The 14,319-nt window shown below is 35.7% G+C and carries 12 protein-coding genes; 5 read left to right on the top strand and 7 right to left on the bottom strand.

The window, feature by feature from the left end; translation table 11 throughout:
- Positions 1 to 42 precede the first annotated feature (42 nt).
- From hutH to FBR08_RS13070, 5 genes are all read right to left on the bottom strand, one after another.
- Complete coding sequence (gene hutH / locus FBR08_RS13090) at positions 43 to 1,545, bottom strand: histidine ammonia-lyase (protein ID WP_158963134.1); 1,503 nt, start codon at positions 1,543 to 1,545, stop codon at positions 43 to 45.
- A 28-nt stretch (positions 1,546 to 1,573) separates the two neighbouring features.
- Entirely contained in the window at positions 1,574 to 2,341 is a 768-nt protein-coding gene (gene yaaA, locus FBR08_RS13085; protein WP_158963133.1) for a peroxide stress protein YaaA, read from the bottom strand.
- Between the two features lie 34 nt (positions 2,342 to 2,375).
- Positions 2,376 to 3,389 (bottom strand): metal-dependent hydrolase, encoded by a 1,014-nt coding sequence (locus FBR08_RS13080; protein ID WP_158963132.1) that lies wholly within the window; start codon positions 3,387 to 3,389, stop codon positions 2,376 to 2,378.
- Positions 3,390 to 3,468: 79 nt separating this feature from the next.
- On the bottom strand, positions 3,469 to 3,948 hold the full coding sequence (locus FBR08_RS13075; protein ID WP_002985664.1) for an Lrp/AsnC family transcriptional regulator: 480 nt from the start codon (positions 3,946 to 3,948) through the stop codon (positions 3,469 to 3,471).
- 84 nt (positions 3,949 to 4,032) lie between these two features.
- Positions 4,033 to 5,193 carry a M14 family zinc carboxypeptidase gene (locus FBR08_RS13070; RefSeq protein WP_158963131.1) on the bottom strand — a complete coding sequence of 387 codons (1,161 nt, stop codon included), beginning with the start codon at positions 5,191 to 5,193 and terminating at the stop codon, positions 4,033 to 4,035.
- Between the two features lie 303 nt (positions 5,194 to 5,496).
- Between FBR08_RS13070 and FBR08_RS13065 the strand changes: the two genes are divergently transcribed.
- From FBR08_RS13065 to FBR08_RS13045, 5 genes are all read left to right on the top strand, one after another.
- On the top strand, positions 5,497 to 5,931 hold the full coding sequence (locus FBR08_RS13065; RefSeq protein ID WP_158963130.1) for a helix-turn-helix transcriptional regulator: 435 nt from the start codon (positions 5,497 to 5,499) through the stop codon (positions 5,929 to 5,931).
- Positions 5,932 to 6,252: 321 nt separating this feature from the next.
- Positions 6,253 to 7,317, top strand: a complete 1,065-nt coding sequence (locus tag FBR08_RS13060; protein WP_158963129.1) for a CNNM domain-containing protein — start codon at positions 6,253 to 6,255, stop codon at positions 7,315 to 7,317.
- Between the two features lie 174 nt (positions 7,318 to 7,491).
- On the top strand, positions 7,492 to 10,050 hold the full coding sequence (locus FBR08_RS13055) for an ATP-dependent Clp protease ATP-binding subunit (protein WP_158963128.1): 2,559 nt from the start codon (positions 7,492 to 7,494) through the stop codon (positions 10,048 to 10,050).
- Positions 10,051 to 10,195: 145 nt separating this feature from the next.
- Entirely contained in the window at positions 10,196 to 11,560 is a 1,365-nt protein-coding gene (gene rimK / locus FBR08_RS13050) for a 30S ribosomal protein S6--L-glutamate ligase (protein ID WP_158963127.1), read from the top strand.
- Between the two features lie 52 nt (positions 11,561 to 11,612).
- Positions 11,613 to 12,761: an LETM1-related biofilm-associated protein gene (locus FBR08_RS13045; RefSeq protein WP_158963126.1), complete on the top strand. Its 1,149-nt coding sequence runs from the start codon at positions 11,613 to 11,615 to the stop codon at positions 12,759 to 12,761.
- Here FBR08_RS13045 and FBR08_RS13040 read toward each other — a convergent pair.
- The gene (locus FBR08_RS13040; RefSeq protein ID WP_158963125.1) at positions 12,758 to 13,408 is read right to left on the bottom strand and encodes a carbonic anhydrase; all 651 of its coding nucleotides are present in this window, start codon (positions 13,406 to 13,408) and stop codon (positions 12,758 to 12,760) included. The two genes, FBR08_RS13045 and FBR08_RS13040, sit on opposite strands and share 4 nt — an antisense overlap.
- An 11-nt stretch (positions 13,409 to 13,419) precedes the next feature.
- Entirely contained in the window at positions 13,420 to 14,058 is a 639-nt protein-coding gene (locus tag FBR08_RS13035) for a carbonic anhydrase family protein (RefSeq protein ID WP_158963124.1), read from the bottom strand.
- Positions 14,059 to 14,319 lie beyond the last annotated feature (261 nt).

Below are 14,319 nucleotides of genomic sequence, written 5' to 3'. Positions count from 1 at the left end.
AAAAGATGTAGCTTTTATATAAACGGTTTTAAAAAAACGATATTATTCTTCTAAATCAATTTGAAAGCTTCCTAAAAATGCAATTGTTTTTTCAATGTCATAATGCAAAATACGATCTTCTGAAACAAAAGAAACCTCTTCGCGATACGACTTAATAAACGACTCAATAAACTCACTTGATTTAGCCGGACGTCTGAACTCTAAAGCCTGAGCAGCATTAAAAAGTTCAATTGCCAAAATGCGCTCCAAGTTATCAATAATACGCAGTGTTTTAGTCGCTCCATTTGCCCCCATACTCACGTGATCTTCTTGCCCATTACTTGAAACAATACTATCTGTACTCGTTGGATTCGCTAAATGTTTATTTTGACTTACAATACTTGCCGCTGTATATTGCGGAATCATAAAACCTGAGTCTAACCCGGGGTTTGAAACCAAGAAAGCTGGCAATCCTCTTAGTCCTGAGATAAGTTGATAGGTACGTCTTTCAGAAATATTACCCAATTCCGCCAAAGCTATTCCCAAGAAATCAAAGGCCAACGCTAAGGGTTGTCCATGGAAATTCCCTCCAGACACTACTAAATCATCTTTATAGAATACATTTGGATTATCTGTCACTGAATTAATCTCCGTTTTAAACACCTTCGCTACATATTCAATCGCGTCTTTTGAAGCACCATGTACTTGTGGGATGCATCGAAACGAATACGGATCTTGTACGTGTTCTTTATGACGAGTAATCAATTCTGACCCTTCCAACACTTCATTAAAGAACGAAGCGGTTTCAATTTGTCCACGGTGTGGTCTTACATGGTGTATCAATTCGTTAAACGGTTCAATTCTTCCATCAAACCCCTCTAAAGAAATCGCTCCGATTAAATCTGCCAAATAAGACATTTTCTTAGATTTAATCATTACATAACATCCGTAAGCACTCATAAACTGTGTTCCATTCAGTAAAGCTAACCCCTCTTTTGATCTCAATTGAATGGGCGACCATCCCATCTTCTCTAATACTTTACTAGCAGGTTGTCTAATGCCTTCATATACCACTTCTCCTTCTCCAATCAAAGGCAACGTTAAGTGGGCCAAAGGCGCTAAATCTCCAGATGCTCCCAAAGAACCTTGCGTATATACCACAGGCAAAATATCGTGATTAAAGAAATCCACCAATCGCTCAACTGTTTCTAGTTGAACTCCTGAATTACCATAACTCAATGATTTCACCTTTAACAACAACATAATCTTCACAATCTCATTTGGCACTATCTCGCCCGTACCACAAGCATGAGATTTCATCAAATTTTCTTGAAGTTTTGTTAAATCACTGTCGTTGATTTTCACATTACACAACGACCCAAATCCTGTATTAATTCCGTAAATAGGATCTTTTTGCGTTTCCATTTTATTGTCCAAATAAGCACGACAATTGACAATATTCGCACGCGCTTCTTCCGAGATATCCAACTTTTGATTTTGCGTGATAATCTCATTTAATTTTTCAATTGTAAATACATCTGAACTTATATAATGTACTGTTTCCATAATTTTATTGGCTCTATTCTTTTATTTATTATCTTGTAAATATCAAATTCTTCGCTGAAGACTCTCCTTCACTCCACGCATATCCATCTAGATTGAACTTCTTTAGTCCTTCAACATCCTGGATATCATGATCGAGAATATAACGCACCATCATTCCCCTTGCTTTTTTAGCATAAAAACTAATTGTCTTTAGCTTTCCATCTCTCAACTCTTTAAATTCAGGAACTACAATTGTAGCTTTTAACTTCTTCTGATCGATTGCACTAAAGTATTCATTACTTGCCAAATTTACCAACACTTCTCCTTCTTCCATTTCTTTATTTAAGTAATCCACGATATAAGGTTTCCAAAAAGCAGGAAGGTTAGCCTTATCTCCGATTGGCATTTTAGTTCCCATCTCAAGGCGATAAGGTTCAATTTCATCCAGCGGGCGTAAAATTCCATACAATCCGGACAAAATACGCAAGCGTTCTTGCAAGCGCTCTATTTTATTTTCTGACAAGGTATAAGCATCTAATCCGACGTACACATCTCCGCTAAAAGCAAAAACTGCTGCCCTAAAATCGGCTTCATTTTTTTTCGACTTTTTATAGTTTCGCCCTTGATTTCGCTGCCAATTTAGGTCAGCCAAATTAGCAGAAATCTTCATCAACTCCATCAATTCTACGGGAGTTTTTTCTTTTAAAACCCCGTTTATTATTTTACTTTCTTTTACAAACAAAGGCTCTGTAGTAGCTGTAAAAGGCACTTTTGTATTATAATCCAAGCTCTTAGCAGGCGACACAACTATCTTCATCTTATTTTTTTTCCAAATATAGCCATTCTTCCTTTTAATCTTCTTTCAATCCAAAAATCTTTCGCCCAATTGACTTCAATAATTTAACTCCATCTCGTCTGTCTTTTTTGACTTCTTCCACATTCAATTCTCCTTTTTCATCAATATAGAACTTATAACTAAATGCAAACTGCACTTCGCCCTCCTCTTCTTTCAAAACACCAAATCGCAAATCATTAAAATAGATCTCATTATTCACTTCAGAAAACGTATAATACCCTTCGGAGATTCGCACTAATCGATGGATTAAATAATGCTTTTCCAAACTCCCAATTACTTCTCTATTTTTAGGATAGGTTTTAAACTCAACCGGACTAGGGTTCAACAAAGAATATTCTCCTATTAAAAAAGCATCTTTGGTTTCTACAATTGCCGTCCAAAGAATGGTATTCATAATAGTAGGCTTAACCGACATTGCTTTATATGAGATATGCTGCTGATCCAACGCATCAGTAAAACTATAGAAGGCCACCGCTTTTAGCAAAAGTGTTAACCCCAAATAAGCACTACTTATATAAAGTCCCAATCGATTTAGATATAAACGGCGTTTCACATTGGTTTTTTCCCGCATTGAACGCAGGAGAAAAAACAAAAAAGGCAGGGTATAAAGAGGATCAATCACGAAGATTGACTTAAAGGCAAAAGAATAATCAAAAGGCCACAAAACGCGGGTTCCCCAAGTTGTAAATACATCAAGCGCTGCATGCGTAAAGAATCCCCAAAAGAAGAGCCAAACCCCCTCTTCGTAGGTGACGCCTTTTTTCTTCTCAAACCAATACAGAAGAAATCCGAAAAGAAAAGCGCCAAAAATGGCAAATAAGACAGAATGCGTAATACCGCGATGAAATTCTAAAGCACTTATTGGATCAGTAAAAAAAACAGCCAAAACGTCTAAATCTGGTATAGTACCTGCTACTGCACCATATAAAACAGCTTTATTCTTTAATTTCTCCCCTAGTAACGCATTTCCAACGGCACCGCCTAAAACAATTTGAGTTAACGAATCCATTTTTAAAAAGTATAAAAAACGAATATAAAAAAAAACTGCACAAAGGCAGTTTTTATTCATTTACATTTTAAAAAATTGACTACAATTCTTTAAAAATTGTATGCATTAATCGTTTTTTGTCGTTGATACTTTCTTCCAAAGAAATCATTGACTCTGTTCTGTACACTCCATCAATATCGTCAATCATGTAGATTACTTCTTTCGCATGACGGGTATTTTTCGCTCTAATTTTACAGAATACATTGAATTTACCAGTAGTTACGTGAGCAACTGTCACATATGGAATTTCATTAATTCGTTCTAAAACAAACTTAGTTTGCGAAGTATTATGTAAAAATATTCCGATATACGCAATAAATGCATATCCTAATTTTTCATAATCAAGCGTCAACGAAGAACCTTGGATAATTCCAGCATCTTCCATTTTTTTCACACGTACGTGAACCGTACCTGCTGAAATTAATAATTTCTTAGCGATATCTGTAAAAGGCACTCTCGTATTATCGATCAGCATATCTAAGATCTGGTGGTCGATTTCATCTAAACGAAACTTACTCATAAATCAGTTATTTATGTTAATTCTAAATCTATATTTCAGTACAATAATAATAAAAAAAAATCTTATTTATTCAAAAAATAGCAATTATACCTCTTTTTTTAATAAATAATTAACCTCTTCAGCCGATAACGCTACAACATCCTCAAAATTCTGATCTAAAATCTGAAAGGGTTCTTTAATAAAAGATTTTAATAAACAATCTTTTTCTATTAATGCATGCGCAAATTTACTTCCTTTTTTATCAATATTCATAATAATAGGACAAAATTTAACACTTCCCTCTGCTAATATCTCTTTATATTGAATTTTCACTATAATTTTTCTTTCAGATGAAGGAATAATACCACTTCTCAATTCAACATCACAAAAGCTTTTAGTATTCTCAGGAAGTGCAAAATAATGTTCTAACGCATAATCGCCCCCCTTATGAGGATGTGTCAAAACATTCAATACACGCAATAAGCTTGCGCAAACTAACTCTCTTGTATTTTCTCTTTGATAATCCAGATCTAAATGCCCTGCCTCTATTAATATAGTAGGGATACCCATTGCTTGTGCATAATCTCCTATACAATTCAAATTAAATCCATCATCAAAGCGTCCTATATGCCCAGGAGCCATTTCCTGCGCAACCTCATTCATTGCTACAATCAGCTGAACAGCCTTCTTCCTTGTCTCATTCATCTCTCTATCTGCATTAAAAGCAGGTGCTAAAAATGACAGAGCAGCCGATTTCCCAGTATCCCCTACACCAAAAATACTGCGTTGATCGTGTAAATTAAATGCATAATCAGGTTGCTCCTCTTCCAACAACTGACGTAAAACTTTACTTTCAGGCTGACTTAAATCAACCGAATCTCGATTTAAATCCACTTGATTTGCGTTAACTCTTGTGTAGTAATGTGCTCCATCTGGATTTAAAATCGGAACGATAATCAGTGAAAATTCAGCCCTCCATTCAGCGATTTTATCCGCCGTAGATTCATTCAAATACCGAAGTAAGTCCAGCACCGCTTTAGTCGTTGTCGACTCATTTCCATGCATCTGTGACCACATTAAAATCTTGGTTTTTCCTTCGCCAAATTGCACCGCATAAATGGATCTATTTTCAACAGATTTCCCGATCACACTCACCTTAAAGTAATGGTTTAAGGTCGATGTAAAATCCGCTACATTTTTGTTGGTAATGTATCTTCCTGAAATTGTTGGTACTCGATACGTTTTAGCTAACTGTTGTTCGTTCATCCTCTTGCTCTTTTTACAATATTACAAATGTAAACATTTCATTTTTTACAAATGTAAACAGTGAATAGCGTTTTGTATTTTACAATTGTCAACAATAAACCTCCGTTCTTTTCCAAGGAACACTCTAAGATTTTACAAAAATATTTTAAAACAAAGTATTAATTAATAATCAATACTTTACACAGCTCTACTTAAACCTATAATACAGCTTATTGCTCTACTATTTTACATGTATACATTTGTTAATTCAATATTTTTATTACATTTGTAAACTATCTGATTTAAAAATACACATTTGTATCCATGGAGAATTTCGTAAACAGACTAGAGTTTTTACTCGAACATTTTGAGCTATCTGCTTCTGCTTTTGCGGATAAAATTGGCGTTCAACGCTCAAGTTTATCCCATATTTTATCTGGTCGAAACAAGGCTAGTTTGGATTTTATTTTAAAGATAAACGACACTTTTTCAGAACTAAATCTCGAGTGGTTAATTAAAGGTGAAGGTTCTTTTTCTGGTGAAAAAAAACAGGAAATAGCACCTTCCCAATCTGTCGATTTATTTTCAGATGAATCCAAAATTGAAACACAAAACACCCCTCTTTCATCCCCTACTTCAACGATAAAAAAAGAGGTCATTTCCCCTAAACCTATTCCTGATTTTTTCACCTCGTCTGACATAGAACAAATTGTTGTTTTTTACAAAGACGGAACTTTCATGACCTACAAGCCTAGATAGAAAAATACGATACGTTAACTTTTTATTTAGAGCTAGCTAAATAAAATAATTCACCTAAAATAAAAATGATCTTTGTTTCGAAACACCCCCACGTAAAGTTCGTATCAACCTCGGAACAATATCTTTTTTACGAAGTGTACTACTTCTTGACTTAAACTTAATCACAAGAAAAAAATTGGCTACTCCACTTCCTCTTGGCTTATAGCTCTTGTATGTATTTCCTCTTACCGCTACTCAGTGAACATTTTGTCTGCTTGAGTTAAATTTAACTCCTATTGAAAAACAAAAAAGAATAGTATTGTTCCTTTAAGTTTTATCTGAATGACTTTATTATTAATTTATTTGTTTTTAGCCTTAACGGTTTCTTTTATCTGTTCCATTGCAGAAGCAGTCTTATTATCTACCCCTCTTGCATTCTTACATTCAAAAACGGATCAGGGGGATACCAAAGCAAAAGCTTTGATTCACATGAAAAAGGATATTGACAAACCTTTATCTGCCATTCTATCTTTAAATACCATTGCACATACTGTTGGGGCTGCTGGTGTTGGCGCACAAGCTACAGTTGTTTTTGGAGAGGCTTATTTTGGGGTTATTTCTGCCCTTCTAACCTTGGTCATCCTGGTATTTACAGAAATTATTCCTAAAACATTGGGTGCAAACTATTGCAAAACCTTGTATAGCTCAACCGCTACTACTATTTCCAGCATGATTATTCTCTGCTATCCTTTGGTTTTACTTTCTTCTTTTTTAACCAAGCGCCTGAGTAAAAAACAACAAGAATCAAGTATTAGCCGCGAAGAATTAGCGAGTTTAGCTAGTATTGGTGAACAAGAAGGAATATTAGAAGGAAAGGAAACGAAAATCATTCAAAACCTAATCCAACTCAAAGACGTTTCGGTTGCAGCCATCCACACTCCTCGTATCATGATGATTCACGCAGATGAGGAGCTAAAACTTCAAGGTTTTTTAGTGAATAAGGAATTACTTCACTTTTCGCGTATTCCTATTTATAGTGGGCAAACGGAAAATATCGTTGGATATGTACTTCGCGACCTCATCTTTGAACACTTAGCTGCAGATCAATTTGACATTCAGTTGAAAGATCTTAAACGCAACATTCTTCAGTTCAACGAACGAACAAGTGTCTTAGAAGCTTGGAGTCGATTAACGGAAAAGCACGAGCACATTGCCATCATTACCAATGAGTACGGAGAGGTTCAGGGACTTCTAACATTAGAAGATATATTGGAAACCCTTTTAGGATTTGAAATTGTCGATGAAAAGGATAAAATTATCGATTTGAGAAAATACGCAGAAGAGAGATGGAAAAGCAAACAACGCAAATACCAGTTTATTGAAAACAATAAAAAGGTCGGAGACTAAATGTAGTGCAGTTTGCACTTCGTCTTCTCCACCAAAAAAAGAATCCATAATATTTTTATTTACCAATTTTTTTTTGTCAATTAGCGTATGACAGAAGGGCAACTTCTACCAACTAGGTACACTTTTTGCCTTTAGTTTATGTATCAAACAAATAATCACCTAAATTCAGTTAGTATGGACGAAAATTTTTCACAAGAAATAAAAAATGTTATTTCCTTTAGTAAGGACGAGGCATTACGTCTAGGTCATGACTTTATAGGAACAGAGCACTTTTTGTTAGCCTTATTGAGAATTGAGCAAGGTGAAGGATCGACAATTCTCCAAAATCTAGAAGTAGACCTTGATTTTTTACGTCATAAAGTTGAGAATTTAACACCTTATTCGGCTACAAAGACAGCAGTAAACGAGAAAGGATCACTATATCTTACCAAGCAAGCAGAAAGAGCTTTGCGTTTAACCTATTTGGAAGTGAAAGTCTTCAAAAATATTGAAGTAACTTCTGCTCATTTGCTCTTGTGTATTTTAAAGAACAATGAAGATCCTATTACTCAAATCCTCAACAAAATGAATGTGGATTACGAAAGTGTAAAGACCTATTATGTAGAATTTCTTTCTGAAGAAAAGAAAGAAGCGGATAGCGAAGATATATTCCATAGTCCAAAGGCGGAAACTTTCGAAGAATCCGGACAAAATGACAGCTCTAGTAGTAAAAAAGCTGACACGCAATCTACTCCACCAAATAAAAAGAGTAAAACACCGGTTTTAGACAATTTTGGTAGAGATTTGACAGAAATGGCGATTGATGGTAAACTAGACCCTGTTGTAGGGCGTGAAAAAGAAATCGAGCGTGTTTCACAGATTTTAAGTCGCAGAAAGAAAAACAATCCCTTGTTAATTGGTGAGCCAGGAGTAGGTAAATCTGCTATAGCGGAAGGTTTAGCTTTAAAAATCATCCAAAAGAAAGTCTCTCGTGTTTTATTCAACAAACGCGTCGTGACGTTAGATTTGGCTAGTTTAGTGGCGGGAACAAAATACAGAGGACAATTTGAAGAGCGCATGAAAGCTGTGATGAATGAGTTAGAGAAAAACACAGACATCATTTTATTTATCGACGAAATTCACACCATTGTTGGTGCGGGTGGAGCGACGGGCTCCTTAGATGCCTCTAATATGTTCAAACCTGCTTTAGCGCGAGGCGAGATTCAATGTATTGGTGCCACAACACTAGATGAATTTAGACAGCACATCGAAAAAGATGGTGCGTTAGAACGCCGTTTCCAAAAAGTATTGGTAGAACCGACTTCGGTAGACGAGACGATTATCATTTTGCACAATATTAAGGACAAATACGAGAGTCACCACAACGTAAGTTATACAGATGAGGCGATTGAAGCTTGTGTAAAGTTGACGAATCGCTATATGACGGATCGTTTCTTACCCGACAAGGCAATTGATGCTTTGGATGAAGTAGGCTCTCGCGTACATATCACGAATATCAACGTACCTCAGAACATACTAAACTTAGAACAAGAATTAGAAGAAGTTCGCGAGAACAAAAATGTGATGGTTCAAAAGCAGAAGTATGAAGAAGCTGCTAATCTAAGAGACAAAGAAAAAAGCATAGAAAAAGAACTGGACATTGCACAAGAAGCGTGGGAAAAAGAGGTAAAAAACAACCGCATTCTCATTTCAGAAGATGATGTTGCTGATGTAGTATCTATGATGACGGGAATTCCAGTAAACCGAATTGCTGCGAAAGAAATCACAAAATTAGCGAACTTACCTGCTATCATAAAAGGAAAAGTCATTGGACAAGATGAGGCTGTTGGTAAAATTGCCAAGGCTATTCAACGCAATCGCGCGGGATTAAAAGACCCGAACAAACCGATTGGATCATTTATTTTCTTAGGACAAACTGGAGTTGGAAAAACCCAATTAGCCAAAGTAATAGCCAAAGAGCTTTTTGATTCAGATGATGCTTTGATTCGCATTGACATGAGTGAATACATGGAGAAATTTGCGTTATCTCGTTTAATCGGTGCACCTCCAGGATATGTTGGATATGAAGAAGGAGGCCAATTAACAGAAAAAATCCGCAGAAAACCATACAGTGTTATTCTATTTGATGAAATCGAAAAAGCACATCCTGATATCTTTAATATGTTGTTACAAGTATTGGATGATGGTCATTTAACTGATAGTTTAGGACGCAAAGTCGATTTTAGAAATACAATTATTGTTATGACATCTAATATTGGGGTTCGTCAATTAAAAGATTTTGGACAAGGTGTTGGTTTTGGCACACAGGCGCGTAAGGAACAAACCGATCAACACAGTAAATCCGTGATTGAAAGTGCGTTGAAAAAAGCTTTTGCACCAGAGTTCTTAAATAGAATTGACGATATTGTGGTATTCAACTCCTTAGAGAAAGAGCACATTAACTCAATTATCGACATTGAATTAGCTAAATTATTCGAGCGCATTGACGATTTAGGATACAAATTAAACCTAACAGAAAAAGCGAAGAATTTTATTGCTGAAAAAGGTTTTGACAAGCAATATGGGGCACGTCCATTAAAACGAGCAATTCAAAAGTACATTGAAGATCCGATTGCAGAAGAAATTGTAAATGCAAAATTAACTGTTGGCGACACCATAACCTTGGATGCGCCAAAAGATGAAAAAGGAGAAGCTTTGCTTATCAAAATAAAAACAAAAAAACCTGCACATTAGCAGGTTTTTTCTTTTCATCCTTTAGTAGTTTTAAAACTAAAGATAATATCGATGTTATTTAAACGTTATTTTTTATTTTTTTATCTTTATTACATCATAGCAATTGCTTTAAAGTAGTACTTTCGCGATTGAATAATTAAATAGAATGGTAGATAAACTCATTGTTGGTAGTGAAGAATGGTGTTCTTTCTCTACATTAAATATCCCTGCGATTAAAGCGCGTGTAGATTCAGGTGCAAAAACTTCAGCCTTGCATGCGGTTAACATCAGTCCTTTTGAAAAAGACGGTGAAAAATGGGTAAAGTTTGATGTAAATCCCTTACAAAATAACGGCAAGACAATTATACATTGCGAAGCTAAAGTAGTGGACAAAAGAATCGTCAAAAGTTCTAGTGGATCTAGAGAATCTCGCTATGTTATCCGAACGATACTTGGTTTTGGAGAAACATCGTGGGATATTGAGTTAACCTTAACCAATCGCGACTCTATGGGGTATCGCATGTTATTGGGTAGAGAAGCGATGGGGGGACGTATTTTAGTTGACCCAGAGAAGCATTTTCTATTAGGTCAACCTACAGTTGAAAAACTAGATGAATACTACAACAAACCCAAAGAAGCAAAAAGTGGATTGAGAATCGGATTACTAGCCAGTAATCCAGAATTATACAGCAACAAGCGTATCATTGAAGCAGGAGAATTAAGAGGGCATGAAATGCATTTCTTAAATCTAAAATACTGTTATATGAAATTAGATGCCAATCAACCAGAAATTCATTATAGAGGAGGGCGAGTGTTAAACGACTTTGATGCTGTTATTCCGCGAATTAGACCCAGCATGACGTATTACGGATGTGCTCTAACGCGTCATTTTGAATCATTAAAAGTGTTCAGTTTAAATAGTGCCGCAGCTATTGCGCAATCCAGAGACAAGTTATTCTCTCTTCAATTACTTCTAAATCATGGCATTGACATTCCCACAACGGGATTTGCCAATTCCCCTTTAGACACGAATGATTTGATTAAAATGGTTGGAGGAAGCCCTTTAATTGTCAAATTACTAGAAGGTACTCAGGGAAAAGGAGTAGTATTAGCAGAAACCAAAAAAGCAGCTGAGAGTGTAATTAACGCTTTCAAAAGTTTAAATGCCAATATTTTAGTTCAAGAATTCATCAAAGAAGCAAACGGAAAAGACATTCGCTGTTTTGTTGTGGATGGCAAAGTTGTTGCAGCCATACAACGCGAGGCAGTTCCGGGCGAATTCAGAGCCAATATTCACTTGGGAGGAACGGCTTCCGTTATTAAAGTAACTCCAGAAGAAAAGCGCATTGCTATTCGCGCGGCAAAAGCGATGAATTTAAAAGTAGCTGGTGTTGATATCATTCGTTCAGCAAAGGGACCTTTATTGCTAGAGGTCAACTCTTCTCCTGGACTAGAGGGTATTGAAGGAGCTACAAATAAAGATATTGCTACAGAGATGATTAAAGCAATCGAAAAACAAGTTAAATGGTAAAGAAATAGCTTGAAGCTATTTCTTTACCTTCACAATAACGCATCTTGTATTTATGAACCCATCAACAACTGGCTGGATAAAAAAATACTTCGCTGAACAAGACAAATACGCTATTTTCACGGCTACTAATACAATAGAATTAGCGCATGAGATAAGAGCAACTGGATTTAGTTTTGGTCAGATAAACGCCAGCGGATTTCCTGAGATTTATACGACTTTTAAATACACTCAAGAGGAATTTGCCAAAATCTGCTTCTTGCAACTATTAGAAAAGATTTATTTCTTCCAATATCCCACAAATACAACCGATGAGTTTATCAGTCGATTATTGGATTTTTACCAATTATTTGTACCGCATAAAACCAATTTCTTCACTAATTTATTTGAGGATAAAAATACATATGCCCGTTTAGAACACCTTTTTGCCATCAAGTGGAAAGAAAACTTCTTTTCCCAATCGAAAAGCAACAATATTGTACTGAATTTACTCGTTTTATCGGTATATCTTTTGACGTTTGAAACCTTTTTAACAGGTAAAATTCACCCCAATCTATACCATGTGTATTTGGAAGATTTGATTCAGTCAATCCTGAATCACACCCAAGGTCAAAAAAATACTGAAGTTCATTTTACAGACAATCCCAATGATTTTGCAATAGAGGAGATTATGGAAGTAAAATCTTCCTATTTAGAATCTAGTTTATTGTTGGACATTGTGATGTGTAATTCGTGGAACAATGAGCTAAAGACGTTAGAATTACCTGATTGTTCTGTTGAACCTTTTAGCCGATTGGCTTTTACTACAGAACAGGTGGAGGATAGCCGAACTTGTTTTATGTTGTTCTTGCAACAAAATGACTACAATTATTTCTACTTAAAGTCATCGAATTTATTCAATAATATGATTAATAATTCAACGAATTACGTAGAATTTTTAGTTAGCCGAAATAAAGGTCGTATTTTAAAAGAGATTCAAAAGAACAAACAATTGATGCAGTTATTGATGGACTCTACCCATCGAAATTTAGATATGCAAGAAAAGAAATTGATCAAAAAACAGACCCTTGAGGTGATTAAAACCATTCCTTCTCTTGCGATATTTTTATTACCTGGAGGCACCGTATTGCTGCCTATCATATTAAAATTTATTCCTTCGCTCCTACCGTCTTCATTCAATGAAAACCTGGAGTCTGACGATTAAATTTTCTTAAATCGAAGTTGATACACTTCGTCAAGATCTTGATTACTCGTTACATTCACCTCTAAATCGGTCACATACCCCGAGTTTAACCCATAAACCCAGCCGTGAATACTCAAGTCTTGATTTCTTGCCCAAGCGCCTTGCACGATCGATGTTTTTGCTAGGTCGTACACTTGTTCTTGAACGTTTAACTCTACAAATCGATTGAATCGCTCTGTGGTATCGTCAATCCCATCTAACTCGACATTGTGCAAGCGATAAACGGTTTTGATGTGTCTAATCCAGTTGTCAATCAGTCCGTATGATTCGTTTTTCATTGCGGCCTCTACTCCACCACAGCCATAATGGCCACAGACAATAATATTGGTTACTTTAAGAATGTTTACCGCATAATCCAATACACTCAACATATTCATATCTGAGTGGATGACCATATTGGCGATATTTCGGTGAACGAATACATCCCCTGGTTCGGCACCGATAATCTCATTAGCTGGCACGCGACTATCTGAGCAACCAATCCACAAAACAGGTGGCGTTTGCCTGTGACAAAGGCGCTTAAAGTACTCTGGATTAATGGCTAGTTTTTCTTCTACCCAAGCTTTGTTATTTTCTAATATTTTTTTGTAAAATTCGTTGTGTTTCAAAACTTCTTTTTTTATTCAACAAACATTTCTTTGACAAAATCTACCTCTCCTGTTTCTACTTTATAGAAAGCCCCAACAATGCCGATTTCTCCTTTTTCATACATTTCGCAAAGGACATTACTTTTAGTTAGGATGTGATTGATGGTGTATTCTACATTGTAAAAGGCAACCATATCCACTCCTTCTTTTGATTTAATATCTAAATCGGGGTAATATCTTTTCACGTGATCCACGGCTGGTTCAACTTTGGCTAATAAGTTACTTAAATACCCTAATTTCACCTCTTTACAAGCTCCTGTAATTGCGCCACAGTGCGAATGTCCTAAGACAACAATCAATTTTGAACCTGCGAGTTTACAAGCAAATTCCATTGAACCGATAATATCCTCATTCAATACATTTCCGGCAATACGCGTACTAAACACATCCCCTAATCCTTGATCAAAGATCAATTCAGCTGACGTACGGCTGTCAATGCAGCTTAAAACAATAGCGAAAGGAAATTGGCTTTCTTTGGTTTCATTTACTTGTTCTAGTAAATTAGCATGGGCTTTCAGGTTTTCAACAAAGCGTTTGTTCCCTTCTTTTAAAAAAGACAGCGCCATTTGCGGAGTCATCGACTTTTGATCGTCTATATTATGTAGTCTCATTTTTACGCGATTAATACGATAATAATTCGAAACAAATGTAACTAAAAATGGCTTTTAAAATGTAAATAAAGCAATAAACCACCATATTTTTATCAATTTCAAAAAAACATAACAGTTTTTAAGGATTTTATATGCTCTTATGTTTCATATCCAATTCATATCAAGGTGTATTTGCTCGGGATTAGTAAAAATCACATAATCGTTAAGAGGAATATAAAAAAGGATAAAATTTGTATAGATTCAAAAAATAGTTGATACATT

Origin of the sequence: Myroides fluvii (assembly GCF_009792295.1) — a bacterium.
GTDB lineage: Bacteria > Bacteroidota > Bacteroidia > Flavobacteriales > Flavobacteriaceae > Flavobacterium > Flavobacterium fluvii_A.
Note: the sequence above shows the minus strand (reverse complement) of the source record. Positions and strands in the feature narration are given on the sequence as shown.

What these genes read in the sequence shown, in the direction of transcription:
- hutH (WP_158963134.1), bottom strand. Translation starts at nt 1,545, where the DNA reads ATGGAAACAGTACATTATATAAGTTCAGATGTATTTACAATTGAAAAA.
- yaaA (WP_158963133.1), bottom strand. Translation starts at nt 2,341, where the DNA reads ATGAAGATAGTTGTGTCGCCTGCTAAGAGCTTGGATTATAATACAAAA.
- FBR08_RS13080 (WP_158963132.1), bottom strand. Translation starts at nt 3,389, where the DNA reads ATGGATTCGTTAACTCAAATTGTTTTAGGCGGTGCCGTTGGAAATGCG.
- FBR08_RS13075 (WP_002985664.1), bottom strand. Translation starts at nt 3,948, where the DNA reads ATGAGTAAGTTTCGTTTAGATGAAATCGACCACCAGATCTTAGATATG.
- FBR08_RS13070 (WP_158963131.1), bottom strand. Translation starts at nt 5,193, where the DNA reads ATGAACGAACAACAGTTAGCTAAAACGTATCGAGTACCAACAATTTCA.
- FBR08_RS13065 (WP_158963130.1), top strand. Translation starts at nt 5,497, where the DNA reads ATGGAGAATTTCGTAAACAGACTAGAGTTTTTACTCGAACATTTTGAG.
- FBR08_RS13060 (WP_158963129.1), top strand. Translation starts at nt 6,253, where the DNA reads ATGACTTTATTATTAATTTATTTGTTTTTAGCCTTAACGGTTTCTTTT.
- FBR08_RS13055 (WP_158963128.1), top strand. Translation starts at nt 7,492, where the DNA reads ATGGACGAAAATTTTTCACAAGAAATAAAAAATGTTATTTCCTTTAGT.
- rimK (WP_158963127.1), top strand. Translation starts at nt 10,196, where the DNA reads ATGGTAGATAAACTCATTGTTGGTAGTGAAGAATGGTGTTCTTTCTCT.
- FBR08_RS13045 (WP_158963126.1), top strand. Translation starts at nt 11,613, where the DNA reads ATGAACCCATCAACAACTGGCTGGATAAAAAAATACTTCGCTGAACAA.
- FBR08_RS13035 (WP_158963124.1), bottom strand. Translation starts at nt 14,058, where the DNA reads ATGAGACTACATAATATAGACGATCAAAAGTCGATGACTCCGCAAATG.